General features: G+C 42.5%; 21 protein-coding genes. 12 read left to right on the top strand and 9 right to left on the bottom strand.

The window, feature by feature from the left end:
* Positions 1 to 2: 2 nt before the first annotated feature.
* Positions 3 to 551: a hypothetical protein gene (locus LKX84_RS00740; RefSeq protein ID WP_228235037.1), complete on the top strand. Its 549-nt coding sequence runs from the start codon at positions 3 to 5 to the stop codon at positions 549 to 551.
* 18 nt (positions 552 to 569) lie between these two features.
* On the opposite strand, the gene LKX84_RS00735 is transcribed toward LKX84_RS00740, so the two are convergent.
* Positions 570 to 938, bottom strand: a complete 369-nt coding sequence (locus tag LKX84_RS00735) for a winged helix-turn-helix transcriptional regulator (RefSeq protein ID WP_228235032.1) — start codon at positions 936 to 938, stop codon at positions 570 to 572.
* Between the two features lie 151 nt (positions 939 to 1,089).
* On the opposite strand from LKX84_RS00735, the gene LKX84_RS00730 reads away from it, so the two are divergent.
* Both LKX84_RS00730 and LKX84_RS00725 read left to right on the top strand, forming a co-directional pair.
* Positions 1,090 to 1,929, top strand: a complete 840-nt coding sequence (locus LKX84_RS00730) for an alpha/beta hydrolase (RefSeq protein ID WP_228235031.1) — start codon at positions 1,090 to 1,092, stop codon at positions 1,927 to 1,929.
* A 33-nt stretch (positions 1,930 to 1,962) separates the two neighbouring features.
* Positions 1,963 to 2,385: a VOC family protein gene (locus LKX84_RS00725; protein ID WP_119645993.1), complete on the top strand. Its 423-nt coding sequence runs from the start codon at positions 1,963 to 1,965 to the stop codon at positions 2,383 to 2,385.
* 1 nt (position 2,386) lies between these two features.
* On the opposite strand, the gene LKX84_RS00720 is transcribed toward LKX84_RS00725, so the two are convergent.
* On the bottom strand, positions 2,387 to 3,013 hold the full coding sequence (locus LKX84_RS00720) for a DUF2306 domain-containing protein (protein ID WP_228235030.1): 627 nt from the start codon (positions 3,011 to 3,013) through the stop codon (positions 2,387 to 2,389).
* 119 nt (positions 3,014 to 3,132) lie between these two features.
* Between LKX84_RS00720 and LKX84_RS00715 the strand changes: the two genes are divergently transcribed.
* A complete protein-coding gene (locus LKX84_RS00715) occupies positions 3,133 to 3,291 on the top strand; it encodes a hypothetical protein (RefSeq protein ID WP_228235029.1) in 159 nt (52 codons plus the stop codon).
* Between the two features lies 1 nt (position 3,292).
* On the opposite strand, the gene folD is transcribed toward LKX84_RS00715, so the two are convergent.
* The 5 genes from folD to LKX84_RS00690 form a co-directional block, all read right to left on the bottom strand.
* Entirely contained in the window at positions 3,293 to 4,174 is an 882-nt protein-coding gene (gene folD / locus LKX84_RS00710; RefSeq protein WP_228235028.1) for a bifunctional methylenetetrahydrofolate dehydrogenase/methenyltetrahydrofolate cyclohydrolase FolD, read from the bottom strand.
* Between the two features lie 4 nt (positions 4,175 to 4,178).
* Positions 4,179 to 4,763 carry a GrpB family protein gene (locus LKX84_RS00705; RefSeq protein ID WP_228235027.1) on the bottom strand — a complete coding sequence of 195 codons (585 nt, stop codon included), beginning with the start codon at positions 4,761 to 4,763 and terminating at the stop codon, positions 4,179 to 4,181.
* Between the two features lie 35 nt (positions 4,764 to 4,798).
* Entirely contained in the window at positions 4,799 to 6,127 is a 1,329-nt protein-coding gene (gene ffh / locus LKX84_RS00700; RefSeq protein WP_228235026.1) for a signal recognition particle protein, read from the bottom strand.
* 108 nt (positions 6,128 to 6,235) lie between these two features.
* Positions 6,236 to 6,712: a hypothetical protein gene (locus tag LKX84_RS00695; RefSeq protein ID WP_228235021.1), complete on the bottom strand. Its 477-nt coding sequence runs from the start codon at positions 6,710 to 6,712 to the stop codon at positions 6,236 to 6,238.
* Between the two features lie 35 nt (positions 6,713 to 6,747).
* Complete coding sequence (locus LKX84_RS00690) at positions 6,748 to 8,514, bottom strand: hypothetical protein (protein ID WP_228235019.1); 1,767 nt, start codon at positions 8,512 to 8,514, stop codon at positions 6,748 to 6,750.
* A 115-nt stretch (positions 8,515 to 8,629) separates the two neighbouring features.
* Here LKX84_RS00690 and LKX84_RS00685 point away from each other — a divergent pair, with 115 nt between their 5' ends.
* The 4 genes from LKX84_RS00685 to LKX84_RS00670 all read left to right on the top strand — a co-directional run bounded on the left by LKX84_RS00685 (position 8,630) and on the right by LKX84_RS00670 (position 13,218).
* A complete protein-coding gene (locus LKX84_RS00685; RefSeq protein WP_228235017.1) occupies positions 8,630 to 9,127 on the top strand; it encodes an RNA polymerase sigma factor in 498 nt (165 codons plus the stop codon).
* A gap of 153 nt (positions 9,128 to 9,280) precedes the next feature.
* The gene (locus LKX84_RS00680) at positions 9,281 to 10,192 is read left to right on the top strand and encodes a FecR family protein (RefSeq protein WP_228235015.1); all 912 of its coding nucleotides are present in this window, start codon (positions 9,281 to 9,283) and stop codon (positions 10,190 to 10,192) included.
* 28 nt (positions 10,193 to 10,220) lie between these two features.
* The gene (locus LKX84_RS00675) at positions 10,221 to 12,746 is read left to right on the top strand and encodes a carboxypeptidase-like regulatory domain-containing protein (protein WP_228235013.1); all 2,526 of its coding nucleotides are present in this window, start codon (positions 10,221 to 10,223) and stop codon (positions 12,744 to 12,746) included.
* Positions 12,747 to 12,837: 91 nt separating this feature from the next.
* Complete coding sequence (locus LKX84_RS00670) at positions 12,838 to 13,218, top strand: endonuclease domain-containing protein (protein WP_228235011.1); 381 nt, start codon at positions 12,838 to 12,840, stop codon at positions 13,216 to 13,218.
* Between the two features lie 42 nt (positions 13,219 to 13,260).
* Here LKX84_RS00670 and argS read toward each other — a convergent pair whose 3' ends face one another.
* On the bottom strand, positions 13,261 to 15,039 hold the full coding sequence (argS, locus tag LKX84_RS00665; protein ID WP_228234998.1) for an arginine--tRNA ligase: 1,779 nt from the start codon (positions 15,037 to 15,039) through the stop codon (positions 13,261 to 13,263).
* A gap of 105 nt (positions 15,040 to 15,144) precedes the next feature.
* On the opposite strand from argS, the gene LKX84_RS00660 reads away from it, so the two are divergent.
* The 3 genes from LKX84_RS00660 to LKX84_RS00650 all read left to right on the top strand — a co-directional run bounded on the left by LKX84_RS00660 (position 15,145) and on the right by LKX84_RS00650 (position 17,737).
* Positions 15,145 to 15,498, top strand: coding sequence for a bleomycin resistance protein (locus LKX84_RS00660; protein ID WP_228234996.1), 354 nt, complete (start codon positions 15,145 to 15,147; stop codon positions 15,496 to 15,498).
* 2 nt (positions 15,499 to 15,500) lie between these two features.
* On the top strand, positions 15,501 to 15,926 hold the full coding sequence (locus LKX84_RS00655; protein WP_228234994.1) for a hypothetical protein: 426 nt from the start codon (positions 15,501 to 15,503) through the stop codon (positions 15,924 to 15,926).
* Between the two features lie 269 nt (positions 15,927 to 16,195).
* Positions 16,196 to 17,737 carry a DUF5686 and carboxypeptidase regulatory-like domain-containing protein gene (locus tag LKX84_RS00650; RefSeq protein WP_228234992.1) on the top strand — a complete coding sequence of 514 codons (1,542 nt, stop codon included), beginning with the start codon at positions 16,196 to 16,198 and terminating at the stop codon, positions 17,735 to 17,737.
* 30 nt (positions 17,738 to 17,767) lie between these two features.
* Here LKX84_RS00650 and LKX84_RS00645 read toward each other — a convergent pair whose 3' ends face one another.
* The gene (locus tag LKX84_RS00645; RefSeq protein WP_228234990.1) at positions 17,768 to 17,995 is read right to left on the bottom strand and encodes a helix-turn-helix domain-containing protein; all 228 of its coding nucleotides are present in this window, start codon (positions 17,993 to 17,995) and stop codon (positions 17,768 to 17,770) included.
* 78 nt (positions 17,996 to 18,073) lie between these two features.
* Between LKX84_RS00645 and LKX84_RS00640 the strand changes: the two genes are divergently transcribed.
* The gene (locus tag LKX84_RS00640; protein WP_228234988.1) at positions 18,074 to 18,259 is read left to right on the top strand and encodes a hypothetical protein; all 186 of its coding nucleotides are present in this window, start codon (positions 18,074 to 18,076) and stop codon (positions 18,257 to 18,259) included.
* The last annotated feature ends 5 nt before the right edge of the window (positions 18,260 to 18,264 follow it).

Genomic DNA, 18,264 nt, shown 5'->3' with positions numbered 1-18,264 from the left:
TTATGAAAAATACCGCGAAAGCAATCGCCCTTTTCTTGGGCCTTATTTTTGTACAATCCTGCGAAAAGGAGATAACCTTTGTAATCACTGAAACCAGCGTGGGTCCCATGACCCAAACCACCAAGGTCAGTGAACTCGAATCCATTTTCGCACAAGATTCCGTGGTTATGGATACCTCGCGATTAGTGGCCGGCACCAAGGCGAACAAGATAGAAATCTTTGAAAAAGGGGGTAAACATTTATTATCCATTACCCCTGACACAGACAGCATCCAAGGCATAGAAAATGTAAGAATCATGGATCCAAGATATATTTCCGACAAAGGCATTGGGTTGAAAAGTACGTTTGCGGACCTTAAAAAGAAATATCCCATTAAAAAGATCGTGACCACTTTGAACAGTGTGGTGATCTTTCCAAAGGAAAGCAATCTTTATTTTACGTTGGATAAGGAAGAACTACCGGGCAATCTCAGGTTCACCATGTCCAATATTGAAGAAGTTCAAATTCCGGATGAGGCCAAATTGAAATATTTGATGTTGGGATGGGAATAGATCAAAGATCTATTTGCGTTAATTCAAACCATACTGTTCCCGATTGGCGATAACTTTTGGACTATTGTCGTGCATCCATTCGGCCAGTTCCAACAGTTTTTCCACGTAGGTTTGACCAAATTCGGTCAGATTATATTCCACCCGAATAGGCACTTCTGGATAGGCCTTTCTTTCTATATAACCGTCGGCCTCAAGTATTTTTAAACGCTGGCTCAATACTTTGTTGGAGATGCCGTACACATACTTTTTAAGTTTGTTGAAGCGAAGCACCTGAAAATAACCCAACCATAAAAGAATCAAGATACTCCATTGGTCCGAGGCCACGGACATCACATCACGCACCGGGCAAAGTTCGGGTGGGTTTCTGTAATCAATATGCCCGAACATTTTTTCTAATTTTTTTTGAGTTCTAACTTGTTGATTTTCAGTAACAGTTTCCATATAAACACCTAGCTTTCAGTTTGTGACCTCTTTCTTCTTCAAAAAGGAATATGTAATTTTAGTTTCAAATTAAGAGTAAGTTACAAAAAGTAACCTTATGAAGAAAGTACTCAAGAAGATATTGCCCCTGGCTTATGGCCAGTATTATAATGTATACACCTTGATGGCACCCAAAAAAGCAGCAGACAGTGCCTTCCATTTATTTTGTACGGTAAGGAAAGGTAGAGTACTGCCTCAACAGGCCGATTATTTGGAAGGGGCCAAATTGGCCATTGAAGAAGTTGAAGGACATAAAGTGCAATCCTATCACTGGCCAGGGAACAAGGAAACCGTTCTGTTGGTCCACGGTTGGGAAAGCAACACCTTCCGTTGGCGTAATCTCATCAAAAAGCTTCGGGAGGCCGATTTCAATATCATTGCGTTCGATGCACCTTCCCATGGCTATTCCACGGGCAAACATTTGTATGTGCCCCTTTATGAGATAGCTGTGAACCACATGGTCAAAAAATACAATCCCAAACATTTGATCGGGCACTCGGTTGGTGGGATGACCATTCTCTACAACCAATATAAAAATCCGAGTCCGGAGGTGGAGAAAATGGTAACCATTGGTTCCCCTTCGGAATTCCATGAGATCATGCAGCATTTTCAGAACATTCTAAAGTTCAACAATCGGGTAATGAAGGAACTCGATGCCTACGTACTGAACCGTTTTGGTTTTCGAATCAATGAGTTTTCCACATCTAAATTTGCCCAATCCATCAGCAAAAAAGGGCTTTTGTTCCACGATAAATTGGATCAGATCACTCCTTACCATGCTTCGGTGGCCGTCAACAAGAATTGGGAAGGAAGCACATTGGTCAGCACCGAAGGACTAGGGCATTCCATGCATCAGGACGATGTGAACGATCAAATCATTTCATTTTTGGAAGCTTGAAAAAGTTATCCTAATTTTCAGAAAAAATAAGAGATGCAAAACGTTACCCCTTTTCATGTGGCCATCCCCGTTCACAATTTGGATGAATGCAGGACTTTTTACCGAGAAGTCTTGGAATGCGAGGAAGGAAGATCTGCCGATCATTGGGTAGATTTCAATCTTTTTGGGCACCAATTGGTCATCCATTACAAACCCAAATCCGAAGAGGAGCTACATACCAACCCTGTTGATGGTAAAAATGTTCCCGTTCCCCATTATGGTGTGGTATTACCTTGGGACACCTTTCAATCCTTTTCCAAAAAATTGGAAGGCAAGGGCATCGAATTTGTGATCGAACCGTACATCCGTTTTAAAGGAGAAGTGGGAGAACAGGCAACCATGTTCTTTTTAGATCCTGCCGGCAACGCTTTGGAATTCAAAGCTTTTAAGGATATGGGACAATTATTTGCCAAATAGATCAAGCCAAGGTAAGCCCCTTTCTTCGTACCCACAGATGCGCAAAAATCATGTTGGGGACCCAGCAGAGCCAAGCTACAATTTTATAGGCCAATAAAAATTCACCAAATACAATGGTGAGTATTGGTAACCATATCCGAAGGGTAACTGCGGCAAAACAGGCAGCATAGCTATAGATCATCATCCCTTGGTGAAGGGTCAGATCCTTCTTCCTTACTGCCAAATATGCCAGGATGGTAGTGAATAGCCAAACGATACCCAAGCTGATGAATCCAACAGATGCAATAATGCCTCCTGTAGCATAAATCCCCAGATAGATACCGCAAAGCCCGCTTGCGAGAACGGAAATCACGTAGAATTTGCCCAAGTTTCTGTGTAGGTTCAGGTTTTTGGCTCGCAGTTTTTTACTGAATTGTGACCAACCGGACAACAAGGACAGTCCTCCAAAAATAATATGGCCGTAAAACGCTATGCGCCAGACTTCATTGGCGCGAATGGCCTCGTCCTTACCTAATAGCAGTCCAAATTCACCAGAAGTTACAAGATAGAACAAAGGATATAGGCCTATACCGATGGCCAATAGCACAAACACAATCCAAGCAACCTTATTACGCACCGTTTTGGCCATATAGTTTGATTTACAAGGAAGTAAGTTATCGAATATTTGGTCAGAAAAACAAGAATTTTGCTGGCAAATCGTTGTATAGGTGTAGAACAGGCCCAAGGGCCATCCCAAATCCTACGACTATGAAAACAATTCTACTTTTGCTCACCATTGTGTTCTCATCCATGGCGGTATCCAGCTGTACCAATGATGAAAACGACACCGAATTTGACTACATCAATCCAGACGAGGAACAGCAAGCCACCCAGGTAGCGGATACCGTACAAGAACAACCGAACTAGCTTATTTGGCATTGTGGCGTTCCCTCGCCAACAAGGTATTTTTTAAGAGCATGGCAATGGTCATGGGTCCAACACCTCCGGGAACGGGTGTGATGTAGGAAGCTTTTTTGCTTACATTTTCAAAATCCACGTCACCGGTAATGTAGTAGCCTTTTTCATGTGAATCATCGGCTACACGCGTGATGCCTACATCAATTACGACCACGCCATCTTTTACCATATCGGCCTTTAAGAAATTGGGAACACCTAATGCGGAAACCACAATATCTGCCTGTAGGGTAAGTGCCTTAATATCCTTGGTACGGCTATGGGTCAAGGTTACCGTAGCATTTCCCGGTTTCCCCTTTTGGCTCATCAAAATACTGATAGGCCTACCCACTATATGACTACGACCGATTACCACGGTGTGTTTACCATCCGTTTCCACATTGTAACGATCCAATAATTCCATAATCCCGAAGGGGGTTGCCGAAATAAAGGATTCCATCTCAAGCGCCATTTTACCAAAATTGGTGGGATGAAACCCATCCACATCCTTATCGGGATCCACGGCCATCAAAACCTTTTCTTCATCAATGTGTTTGGGCAATGGCAATTGCACAATATAGCCATCAATATCGGGGTTGTTGTTCAGGTCATGAACCTGTTTCAACAATTCTTCTTCGGAAGTTTCCGTGGGAAGATGGATCAAAGTGGATTCAAAGCCTATTTTTTGACAGGAACGCACCTTACTGCCCACATAGGTAAGGCTGGCACCATCATTACCGACCAAAACGGCAGCCAAATGAGGTACTTTTTCTCCCCGTGCCTTCATTTGCGCCACTTCAACGGCAATTTCTTCTTTGATCTGGTTCGATATCTTTTTTCCGTCGAGGATTTCCATGGTTTTATTTTTGGTTATTTAAGGTAATGATTTTCAGTGTTTGTTGGATGAATTCGGTTTTACCGAGCACATAGGCTCCCCTATCGTTCCGATACTTTGATGCTAATTCCATTTTGAGCGCTTCATATGCTTTGGCTCGATCTTGATGCTGGATCAAATAATCCCGAAATTGTATCTGTTCCCACATGACATTGGTTTTGGGACACATGTGGATGTGAAATATCTGCTCCTTCACCCCATCCAAGTTATATCCCTTCCCGAAGGACATGTAGGCATCGATTCCCTCCCTGGCAGGTACTTTAAAATGGGTATAGCCCAACTCCTTGAACTGTTCGATAAGTTCTTCATCAAACAACAGATTTTCAGGGATTTCGATCAATAGGTCGATGTAAGGTTTGGCCTTGATGTTAGGAATGGAAGAACTTCCGAAATGTTCGATTCTAAGAATCCTATCCGACCCATTTGCATTGAAAATCAGATGCTTTTCAGCTTCAAAAATAGATTTCCAATTAGGATCATGGTCTACCAATTCTACCGGAAAAAGTGTATTCCAGTCATCTTTGGTAAGATCGAACAAGGTTTTTTTCATGGGTATAGTGGGTGTACCGAAATAGCGCCGCTAAATTACCTCAAATTCTGCATCATCTGCATCATCTTTTTACCGCCGCCGCCTTGCATCATCTTCATCATCTTGCTCATTTGATCAAACTGTTTCAGCAACTGGTTCACCTCTTGAATGGAGGTTCCACTACCTGATGCAATTCGCTTTTTTCTACTGGCGTTGAGCAAAGTTGGGGTTGAACGTTCATCCGGTGTCATGGAATGGATAATGGCCTCAATATGCTTAAAGGCATCATCATCAATATCCAAGCCTTTTAGGGCTTTTCCAGCTCCAGGGATCATGCCTATGAGGTCCTTCATGTTCCCCATACGCTTGATCTGTTGTATCTGGCTCAAGAAATCATCAAAACCGAACTTGTTCTTGGCAATTTTCTTTTGGATTTTTCGTGCCTGCTCTTCATCAAACTGCTCCTGGGCACGTTCAACCAAGGAAACCACGTCACCCATACCCAAAATACGATCGGCCATCCTGGAAGGGTGGAACACATCGATGGCTTCCATTTTTTCTCCCGTACCGATGAACTTGATCGGTTTGTTCACCACGGATTTGATGGAAATCGCGGCACCACCGCGGGTATCACCATCGAGTTTGGTAAGGATTACCCCGTCAAAATTCAGGACATCGTTGAACGCCTTGGCGGTGTTCACCGCATCTTGACCTGTCATGGCATCAACCACGAACAAGGTCTCTTGCGGTTGGATCGCCTTGTGGATGTTGGCAATCTCCGCCATCATCTGTTCATCCACAGCCAAACGACCCGCGGTATCGATGATGACCACATTACAGCCCAAACTCTTGGCGTGGGCAATACCTGCCTTGGCAATGGCCACAGGATCATTGTTCTCCCGATCGGAATATACCTCTACCCCTATTTGTTCCCCAACAATGTGTAACTGATCGATCGCAGCAGGTCGGTATACGTCACACGCCACCAATAATGGTTTCTTGCTCTTTTTACTCAGGAGGAAATTGGCCAACTTTCCGGAGAAAGTGGTTTTACCGGAACCTTGCAGTCCGGACATTAAAATGATGGAAGGATTACCCGATAGGTTGACTCCTTCTGCATCGCCTCCCATAAGCTCGGTGAGTTCGTCCTTAACGATCTTCACCATCAATTGCCCCGGTTGAAGAGTGGTCAATACATCTTGACCCATGGCCTTTTCTTTTACCCTATTGGTAAAATCCTTTGCTATCTTAAAGTTGACGTCAGCATCCAACAGGGCCCTTCTAATTTCTTTGAGGGTCTCCGCAACATTAATCTCAGTAATCTGCCCATGCCCTTTGAGGACGTGGAGCGCCTTATCCAGTTTTTCGCTTAAATTGTCGAACATAGGTTCTCTTTGTTTAAAAGGAAGCACAAATTTAAGAATAATAAAAAAAGAAAAGGACGGCTTTGGGGAGAGCCGTCCTTTTTTTAAAAAAAGATTGGGGAAATTTATCTAGTTGATCTCAAATACCAGTTTATCCGTACCCCCGTTACCACCACTTACATCAATAAGCTCAATTCGAGTAGAGGTGAAGGAAACGATGTCCCAATCATCTGACAAATCCTCGAAATTGTTAGGTGAGGTGAATAAAATATTGAAATCTACATCACTGTCCTTGTTGCTATCATCATCGCTGGAATTGGAATCCGTAATGGACCATGTTCCATTGACATCTGTGGTGCCATTGGATGCAACCAGCGTACCATCAGCATTAAATGTGAAGGTATAACCGTTGAAATTTGAAGTTTCTTCCTTATCGGTATCGAAAAAGTAGGTGATGACCCAATCACCACTCAAGGCAATTCCGTTTAGCTCCGTTATTTGGGAAGCGGTCAAATTATCGGTTGTTCCTTCATCGTTATTGTCAGTGCTGCAACTGGCAAAAGCGATCAACATAATGAATGCGAATTTTAATACTGAGGTTTTCATAGCAAATAGTGTTCTCGTTGTAATTGGTTATTTAATTAAGGTTTCTCGAATACCAAGGTCTCGATAGTACCATCACCACTCTCATCGGAGAGTTCTATTCTTGTGGAGGTGATGGAAACGATCTTCCAATCGTCCGTTAGCTCACCAAGATCATCGGTACTATCAAAATTGATGTAGAATTTCAATCCATCCTCAGAGTCACGCAATACCCTCCAAAGTCCATTGGCAATGGGGTCGGCGTTTACGGATACTTCAACCTGGTACATGGCATTGAAATTAAAGTCCATTCCTGCATAAGCAGCGGTCATATCCACTTCACCTTCTTTGTAAAGGGCCACGTTCCAAGGGCCACCCATGGCAATGTTCCTGATTTCCAACACATCACCATCATCAGCACTATCATTGCAAACACGCAATAGGATCATTTCGTAATCAGTACCGGTAATCTCGAACTTCAAACGGGATTGGGTCAATTCGCGTACGGGCCATTCAAAGCTTACAGCTGCTTCTTCACCCATAGTGATCATTAGGGACAACTGTAATTGACTGTTGTATCCCAATTCCCAAGTACCTTCCTTAACATCTACACCATTGCTCAAGGTTACGCTTCCTTCTGCAGAGAATTCAAATTGATAGCCCAAAAGTCTTTCTACTTCTTCACCTTGGTTTTTCACCTTTTTGATCACCCATTGGCACTCGTTCAAAATGGCTCTCAAGGTATCGGGATCAGTTTCTCCAATGGGGTCAACATCACATCGTTTTTTAAGTACGATCCTGTTGCCACTGTTTTGGTATAGTTTGATGACACCTTCTTCAAGTTCATAAACTTGACCTTCAATATTGAAATCGACCATAGTTTCGAAACTCAATCTCAAGTATACACCGGTATCAGTCGTTGTAGTAGTCCAAGTACCTGTAATGGATACATTGGCACCTCCACCCAACACTAAATTACCATCTTCAGTAAAGGTCATGATGTGCTCAAAATATTGTTCGGTATTGTCTACCTCATTTCTGATGATCTGGCGTACTTCCCATGGACAAGCTACCAAATAAGCGTCCAACTCCTCTTTGGTAAAATCATCATCATTGTAATCGTCGTCGTCGTCTTCATCACACTCGGTCTTGGCCAATTGCAATGCAGCCGCCAATTCGGCATTGTTGGTCACCACAACTTGGGTACCATCATATTTTTTAAGGGTAATGGGGTATTCAATGCTTACCAGTTCATTATCCTCCAATTCGGAGAAGAACCTACGCATACCTTTGTCGGTTTCAACGGTAATTTTACCTGTTTGCTGATTATTCACATCAAAAGTGAACAAGGTAATGGGGTAAACAAAATCGATACACTCGATATCGTCATCATCTCCACCTTCCAAACATTCGCGGGCCATAGCCTCAAGCTCATCCAAACTATTGATGGTGATCTCACTGTAATCGGCCAGGGTAATGGTGATCGGGAAAGCGATGTTCAAGATATCATCATCGGTATCGAGTTCATCAAAAATTTCCTCGATTACTTTTAAATCGATTTCAGAATCGATGGTAACCTGTACTCCATTTACCTCAACGGTATATGGAAACTGGATGGCCAAACAACTGGCACCATCCACTATATTGTCAAAAGAACCGTCATGGGAACAAGTATCCTCAATAAGGACGGCCGTAGAGGAACTTGCAGAAATGGTCTGCTCCTCTGTTCCTCCGCCAACTACTTCAAATTCTTCTTGGCAGGAAGTAAAACTAAAAACAAGTACAACTAGTGCTGCGCGCAAAACGTTGTTCATCAACTTTTTCATAACAAATTGAATTTTGGGGTTATAATTCGATAGTGAAACAACCATCTTAAAAAAAACCCTACTTTATCTTAATTTTTTTTAAAATATCTTTGATTGCAATTACAATTTTTGCCAAATGAGCAACGTCTGCGAAGACCATATATTCAGTTCCGTTTTCAAGGCCCATTCCAAAACGGTTTTCAATTATATCTTTTATAAGTTCGGAAACGAGGAGAAAGCACACGATGCCGTGCAGGAAGCTTTTGTGAAGCTTTGGGAAAACTGCGCCAAGGTGAGTCCGGATAAAGCCAAATCTTTTGTGTACACGGTGGCGAACAATCTTTACCTGAATGTAATCAAGGCGGAAAAGGTAAGGATGAAATATGCCGATACCACCAATGACCGTTCCCATGAGTCACCAGAATTTTTGATGGAGGAAAAAGAATACAAACAAAAATTGGAGGATGCCCTGAACGCCTTGCCAGAAAATCAACGAACCACTTTTTTGCTCAACCGGGTTGATGGTAAGAAATACGCAGAAATTGCCGAAATGGAAGGTGTTAGTGTAAAGGCCATTGAAAAAAGGATGCATTTGGCCCTAAAAAGCCTTCGCGAACATATAGATGGGATTTGAAATTTAAATGACTGATTTTTAATGAATTATATTTAACCCATATAAAATACAAACCCCTTTGAAACCGATTTTTTTAAAAATGTTGATTTTCAACAAAGTAGCGGTAGGGTTTTTTAGGAGTTGATTGTTATAACAAGGTAAAGCATAGAAACCATGCAAGAAAATTACTTGGCAAAGTGGCTCAACGGAGAGCTTTCGGAAACGGAGCTGGCAGAATTTAAAGCATCTGCCGAGTATGCTTCGTACCAAAAGTTGAAGGAGGTCACTAGTACTTTAAAGGCCCCCGACTTTGATATGGACCAAGCCCTCGCCCATTTAAAAGAAGAGCGCATTGGCACTGCGCCGAAGGTCATCACTTTGAACCCCTTCAAGAACTTCTTGAAGGTGGCCGCGGTAATTGCCATATTACTCGCCGGTTCCTATTTTTATGTAAACACTTTGAACGAAACCGTATCCACGGAATACGCCCAACGTACTGAAGTGACCCTTCCTGATGCCTCTGAAATTTTCTTGAACGCAGAATCCCAAGTTTCGTACAGCAAGAAAAATTGGGACAAGCAACGCGACGTTAAACTTAAGGGAGAAGCTTTCTTTAAGGTTTCCAAAGGAAAAAAATTCACCGTTTCTACAGATCAGGGTACCGTAGCCGTATTGGGAACCCAGTTCAATGTGGAAAACAGGCAGAACTTTTTTGAAGTTACCTGCTTTGAAGGATTGGTAAGCGTAACCTACCAAGGCATGGAAACCAAATTGCCTGCTGGTACTTCCTTTATGGTCATCAATGGTGAAATTGTGGAATCCCCCATGCCACAAGGTAATGCTCCTGCATGGATGAGCAACGAGAGCAGCTTTGAGCGCATACCACTCAAATACGTTCTTGCCGAATTGGAGCGACAGTTCAACGTTAAGGTCACTACCCAAAATGTGAACACCGAAATCAATTTTACCGGTACCTTTAACAACACAGACCTCGATATGGCGTTAAAAAGTATAAGTACCCCCTCTCAAATCAAGTACAGAGTAGAAGGCGATAACGTACTTTTTTATGCTGGGAACACGCCGTAATAAGCATATAAGCCTCTTATTGGGTTTCTTGTTTTTCCTTTTTTGTTTGGTTTCCATTCATGCCCAGGAAGAACAACAACCTTCCATTGCCCTTGTTTCCTATATCAAAACCTTGGAGGAACGTTTCAGCGTAAAATTCTCCTATATCAATGAAGACCTTGAAGGATTAACTATTGATGCCCCACAAGCTCCGGAGTCATTGGAAGGTATCCTATCCTATATTCAAGCGCAGTTTCAGATTCAGTACAAAAAGCTCAACGACCGGTATTACACCCTGACCAAAAATTCGCATGTTGATCTGTGTGGAATGGTACTGGACAATTTTGCGGACAACTCCATACCCGGAGCTACCGTTGAAATATTAGGAACCAATCGAGCCTTGATTACTGGGGACGATGGCAAGTTCACTATTCAAGATGTTCCCAAGGATGCTTCCATACGTATTCGTTATTTAGGATTTCTTACCCAAAACATGAGTGTCGCTGAGTTCCTCGGATTGGGGGAATGTCCTAAAATTTTGATGACACCACACATGGAACAACTGAACGAAGTCATCGTTTACCAATTCCTTACCACAGGTATCATCAAGGAGAAAGATGCAAGTATCACCCTGAACACAGCCGAATTCGGGATTCTACCTGGGCAGATCGAACCTGATATTCTTCAAACCGTTCAAGCCCTTCCCGGTATTAAAAGTATTGATGAGACCGTATCCGATATCAATGTGAGAGGTGGAACCAACGATCAGAACCTAGTGTTGTGGAACGGCATCAAAATGTATCAGTCCGGACATTTTTTTGGGTTGATATCCGCCTTCAATCCATATTTGACTGATCAAGTGACCATTTATAAAAATGGCACTCCGGCTGCATATGGTGATGGCGTGAGCGGCGTAATCCAAATGGAAACCAGCAACAAAATTACCGATCAGTGGAAAGGAGGGGCCGGATTTAACCTAATCAGCGGGGATTTTTATACCGAAGTTCCCCTCAGCGAAAAATTGGGAATTCAATTTGCGGCAAGACGGTCTGCTACCGATTTTTTGAACTCCCCTACCTACAACCAGTTTTTTGAACGCGCTTTTCAGGATAGTGAAATCACTGACGAGAACAACAATTCTGTAGATGATGAAATTGTAAGAAAGGAAGATTTTTTCTTTTATGATTTTTCAGGAAAGATCCTGTACAACCTCAATGACGAACATCAATTGCGGTTGAGTGCCATCCACATCAAGAACAACCTAAGGTACATTGAGGATAATATTACCGATCGGGAAATCAATATCAGTCTTTTAAAACAGGACAACCTTTCCGTTGGCGGGCAGTTACAAAGTCAGTGGAACAACAGGTTTTCCTCTCATTTGAACATCTATTATTCCCGATATAATTTGGATGCGCAGAACGTTTTTGGGAACCAGGTACAGCAATTGTTCCAACAAAACGAGGTCATAGAAAACGCGTTAAAACTGGATACCAATTATAAGTTGACCGACCAATTCAACTGGAACAACGGCTACCAATATATTGAAACCGGCATTACCAATACCACCGTGCTAAACGAACCCAATTTCGACAGCAAAATAAAAGGGGTTGTTCGAATTCATGCACCTTATACCGAAATCGACTACCACACTCCAGAAAACACGTTTATTGCCAAAGTAGGTACCCGTTTCAATTTTATTGAAAACCTGAACACCTTCAAAGAATTGTTGATCGAACCTAGGGTAAATCTCAATTTTAGATTGGCCAATTATTTAAGGGCAGAAGTTTTGGGTGAGTTCAAAAGTCAGACCACCAACCAAGTAGTAGATTTGGAGCAAAACTTTTTGGGGATTGAGAAACGCCGATGGATCCTCTCCAATGATAGTTCCCTACCCGTGACCAAAAGCAAGCAAGGTTCTGTGGGAATGAACTATGAGAAAAACCATTTTTACGTTGGATTGGAAGGTTTCTACAAACAAGTGAATGGCATTAGTACCAGCACCCAAGGTTTTCAGAACCAGTACCAATTTTCAGGTGAAATTGGCAGTTATGATGTAAAAGGGATTGAATTCCTTATCAACAAAAAAGGCGAGAATTACAGCACATGGCTTAGCTATGCCTACAACAAGAACGATTACACTTTTGATTCCATAGTGCCCCAGAAGTTTCCGAATAACCTAGACATTACCCATACCCTTACTTTTGCCGGGACCTATACCTACAACAACCTTAAATTAAGTATCGGCCTGAACTACCGTACTGGCAAGCCTTACACGGAGCCAATGGATGGTGACCAAGGTTTGGACACGGATTATACACCCTCCAGAATCAATTTTAAATCCCCGAACAGTAGCAGGTTACCCGAGTATTTCAGGGCAGATGCCTCGGCCATTTACAGTTTTAGATTGAGTCCGAGAATCAATGCCAATGCCGGGCTTTCGGTTTTGAACCTGACCAATCGTAAAAACACATTGAATCGATATTATCGGGTAAACGATGAGGATGAAATTGAAACCGTGGACAATGTATCCTTGGGCATTACTCCCAACGTGAGTTTCAGAATCAATTTCTGATTTCTTATATTTATCCCAATCAATCTCCCCGATTCAGCAACACTGAATCAACCCCTCTTATGGTAAGAGGGGAATCTTAAAGTTGAGATTGATGAAAAGAAGAATCCACAATAGAAAGGAACTACTTCCCTATCGAAAAAAGTTAAGAAAGAATTTAACCCCTGCAGAAGCATTTTTGTGGCGACATCTAAAAGCCAGAAAGTTAAAAGGACGTCGCTTCAATAGACAGCATAGCATCAAGAACTATATTGTTGACTTTTATTGCGCTGCCGAGAAACTTGTAATTGAGCTTGATGGACAAGTGCACAATACCCCGCAAGCCATAGAATATGACAATAACCGAACCGTCGTCTTAAATGACTTAGGCTTCACCGTTATCCGATTCGAAAATAAAATGGTTTTCGAAAACCTGGAATTTGTGCTTTGGGAAATTTCCCAGCACTTTAATCCTGATTCACAATTCCTCCCTTAAAAGGGAGGTGATGTTTGACAGTTGTCAAACATAGGAGGGTTTTTACATTCGTTCGGGTACTTCAATCCCCAAAAGTCTAAAGGCAGATTGAATCACCTCCCCTACTTTCTTGGACAACTGCACCCTGAAGTTTTTCTTTTGCTCGTCTGTTTCCCCGAGAATGGACACTTGTTGGTAAAACGAGTTGAACTCCTTTACCAGATCGTAGGTATAGTTGGCAATAAGCGCTGGACTGTAATTTTCGGCCGCAAGTTGAATCGTTTCTGGGAACAATTGGATCTGTTTCAAAAGTTCCTTTTCCTTTTCATGAAGCTCCATTGTCACGTCGAGCGCAGTCGAGACGTCAAAACCCGCCTTTCTTAGAATGGATTGGATCCTAGCATAGGTATATTGGATGAACGGACCCGTGTTCCCTTGAAAATCCACGGATTCTTCCGGGTTGAACAGGATACGTTTTTTGGGATCTACTTTTAGGATGTAATATTTCAAAGCCCCCAAACCTATGGTTTTATACAGTTTTTGTTTTTCCTCTTCGGAATAACCATCCAATTTGCCCAGTTCCTTGGAAATGGTCTCGGCGGTCTCTTCCATGTTTTGAATCAGATCATCGGCATCTACCACAGTACCTTCCCTGCTCTTCATTTTACCGCTTGGTAGATCCACCATCCCATAACTGAGGTGGTACAATTTTTCGGCCCAACTATATCCCAACTTTTTCAAGATGAGGAAAAGGACCTTAAAGTGATAATCCTGCTCGTTACCTACCGTGTACACCATTCCTTTGATGTCAGGAAAATCGGTTACTCTTTGAAGAGCCGTGCCAATATCCTGGGTCATATATACCGCAGTACCATCGGAACGCAATACGATTTTCTCGTCCAAGCCATCTTCGGTCAGGTCGATCCACACACTGCCATCTTCTTTTTTAAAAAAGACTCCTTTTTCAAGTCCATCCTTTACTACATCGCGACCCAACAAGTAGGTATCGCTCTCGTAGTACAGTTTATCAAAATCAACCCCAAGGTTTTTGTATGTGGTATCAAAACCTGCATATACCCAAGCGTTCATTGTTTTCCACAAGGAAACCACTTCTGAATCTCCAGCCTCCCATTTACGTAGCATTTCTTGGGCTTCCAACAAGATAGGAGCTTCCTTTTCAACTTTTTCCTTAGGCATTCCTCCAGCTACCAATTCCGCAATCTGTTCCTTATAGGCCTTATCAAAAGCCACATAGTATTTCCCTACCAAGTGATCGCCTTTCATTCCAGAGGATTCTGGGGTTTCCCCTTTCCCGAATTTCTGCCAGGCCAGCATACTTTTACAGATGTGGATACCACGATCATTAATGATCTGGGCTTTGTATACTTTTTTACCAGAAGCCTTCAAAATTTCGGCAACCGAATACCCTAATAAGTTGTTTCGGATATGCCCCAAGTGCAGCGGTTTGTTGGTATTGGGGGATGAATATTCCACCATGGTAGCCCCCGGTGATGGTGTTTTTACATAACCGAAATCCACCTCATCCTTGATGCTGTTGAAGAAATTCAGATAATAGCTTTCCGCTATCACAATGTTCAAAAAGCCTTGGACCACATTGCATTTGGCCACTTCCTCCACATGTTGTTGCAGATATTCCCCGATCTGTGTGCCGATTTGAACCGGATTTCCCTTAACAAAGCGTAACATGGGGAATACCACCACGGTAATATCCCCTTCAAAATCCTTTCGGGTAGGTTGAAATTCCACCGCAGGCAGGTCAACTTGATACAGTTGTTTTACCGCCTCGATCACTTTTTGGGTCAAATCGTTCTGCAAACTCATCTAAAAGGCTTTTCAGCCTGCAAAACTACATATTTTTTGCCCTTTTTTGGCAATCTGGACTAGTGTTGACATCCTAGAAACTGTAATTTTAGAAAAAACTAGCAGATGGAACATTTACAACGCGCCGTTCCGGTACTCTTTGCCCTTGATGTACGAAAATCGGTCGCTTTTTATCAAGAGAAATTCGGCTTTGACAAGCAGGGCTGGGTAGATGACCATTATGCCGTGATCGGTAGGGATCAAATTGAACTACATATTGCCAAATGCAACGATAAGATTTTTCCAGAAAACACCAGCTGCTACATCCATGTGACCGATGTGGATGGACTTTATGCCGAACTGAAAAAAACCGGCGTGGTACATCCTAACGGACCTTTGGGCAATAAGCCTTGGGGTCTTCGGGAGTTTTCCGCCCTTGATGGCGAAGGAAACCTGTTGCGGTTTGGACAAAAACTGTAAAGATGCTGTTGAACGTTTCATACTCAGATAAAAACATCACCAAAAAAATAGACGAGGCTGTGGGCAAACCCTTTCCCTTAAGGGAACGCTTTGCCATGGGCGGCATTGGCAGTCCCAAACTTTTTATAACCGAAGCCAGTGTGGAAATCCATAACCTGTTGATCTTGGACAACAACTTGGACACCTGCAATATTGAATTGCGTCCCAAGGGCATCATTATACGGTTCCGATCGTTGTTGGAAACATTTGGATTAATCATACCTTACTATAAATTGAATCTTTATAAAGGCGATATGGCGGTCTATTCCATTTTTATGGACCATCATTTCATCAAGGTGCGTTCGGATAGTATGGCCGTTCAAAAATTCTTCCGAAAACTATTGGACCACCGCGCGGATAATTTGCCCACTTCTATCGATGACTTATGAGATTTCTCACTCCCGATAACTATCGGGACGTTCGAAATGACACCCAGACAAGTCATTCGAGTAAATTGGTGTAATTCGTGTAATTCGTGTCAAAACATAAAAAAGATTTTTCGTTTCACTCAAAATGACAATGGGCAATAAGCAATGACCACAGTGTTAATTGATTGCTGTCCATTGAAAATTGACCAATGTTTACCGACCTTTGTCACAAATTCCCCAAAAGCTCGTCTAATCACCGAAGCAACCTTTGGCCCCCAAAAGGTGTCTTTATGGTAGAACCTTTAAAAAAAGCTATGTCAATCAATAAAACACTGATCCATTTACTATTTATCCTTTTCATAGGCTTGCCCCTCTCGGCACAGACCGTAAGCTCCCGGTTGGTAGATGCCAAGACACAAAAAGGCATTCCCTATGCTACCGTGCAATATGGGGAGTACCAAGGCGTGATCACCAATGAGGAAGGCCGATTCAGTTTTGTGTTGGATGCAGGTGCCACTTTACCCGATTCTATTTATGTTACATCCATGGGGTATGAAAAAAAAGGCTTCTCCTTGGAACAATTGCAGGACAGCACCATTTTGATTAATTCCAAAGCCATTGAACTGAGTGGGGTATACGTGTTCGACAAGGAACTGGAGGTGGATGACATCATCGAGAAAATGAAAGAGCGTATCCCCCAGAACGTGAACAAAGATCCTATAAAGCAACGCTTTTTCCTTCGAACCTCCGAACTGGCCAATATGCAAAAAGTGGATTTTGGGTTTGAAAAATCGTCCATCAAGGAACTGAACAAGGAACTTATGGACAGTATTGCCAACTCCATTCCCAAAAACGCTCATCACTATACCGAAAGTTTGGGTGATTTGTACAAGCACCACACCAAGTATAAACTGGACATTTTTAAGGCGGCGGACCTTTTCGATAAAAGAAACGTAAGCTCTTTTGAGGAATTGGCCGAACACATGGAGGAGATTTTTAAAAAGAACGTGAAACAGGGTTCGTACCTCAAGATAAAATCGGGGATTTTTAGTGAAAAGATAGAGGTGGACTCCATCATCGATACGTTTGATGACGAGCGTGTGGAGCAGATGAAAAAGGTGAAGGCCCAAATGCAAAAGGATAGCATTTCTGGATTGACGGACAGCCAACGGGGCGAACTTCGTGAAATGTTGAGCCAACTCTACTACAAGGAAAACACCAAACTGGACCTGGTTGAAAAAACCAACCGCTACGAGTTTAAACTGGTGGGCTACGCGGACATCAACGATGCCGGGGTGTACGTCATCGACTTTGAACCCAAGCGCAGTAGTGCCGATTTTAGGGGCCGACTGTATATCAATATTGAGGATTTTGCCATTATGCGCCTCGACTTTGAGAACACCAAGCGTTTGCGCAATTTTAGATTGTTGGGCATTACCTACCGTGAAAATGTATACAAGGGCACCATGCGCTTTGCCAAATTGCCCAGTGGTAAATATGATCTTCAGTTTATGGATTTTGCCGAAGGACGCTACTTTGCCGTGGACCGACCTTTAAAAGTGGTGGAAAAGAACAAGCACGTAAAGGGTCGCCGCAAGCAGAACGAGCTGTTGTTGAACATCGATTTTCGCATGAACATGACCAATAAATGGGAATTAGTGGTCTTTAATCAAGAAGAAATTCCCGAAGGCACTTTTACCAATTACAAGGAGGACAAGACCGTACGGGCTACCTATATGCCCAACTATGACCCCGAGTTTTGGAAGGGTTATAACATCATGGAACCCAACCAAGCCATCCGTGGTTTTACGGTTTCGGAAGAGGAGCAGTAGGTTTTAGTGGTGAGTTTTTAGTTATAAGCTTTAAGCTTCTAGCTTGCAGATTTCAGATAATGGAATATCCAGGGCTTGGCTGATGCGATATAATGTTATGATCGTGGCATTGGTTCTTCCCTTTTCGATTCTTGAAATGTTTGTAGTGTCAATTTTAGCCTCGATTTTACCCACTAGATCCACTTGGGTATAGCCTTTTTTGAGACGCGCTTCTTTAATGTTCTCTCCTATTTTCCTCAGAATTTCCAATTTTTCCATACTTGCCATATTTGACAAGTCAAGAAAAGGTTTATATTTACCGTAGTTAATGTCATATATGACAAGTTTTGGATTGATATGATACATGATGAGGTTTTATTAAACTGGATTGAAGATAGCTACGGCACTCCTGAAGAACTAGCAAAAGTTCTGGATTATGGTATAGAGATGTTATTTTATTTAGAAGAAGATACGTTTGACCGCAAAGAAGTGCAACAAGTGGTGGCTGCGCTTAGAGGGTTGGTGAAAGGGTTAAGAAAATAAGTTTA

The organism is Allomuricauda sp. M10 (genome assembly GCF_020782875.1).
Lineage (GTDB): Bacteria > Bacteroidota > Bacteroidia > Flavobacteriales > Flavobacteriaceae > Flagellimonas.
This window is presented reverse-complemented; position numbering and strand designations above follow the sequence as displayed.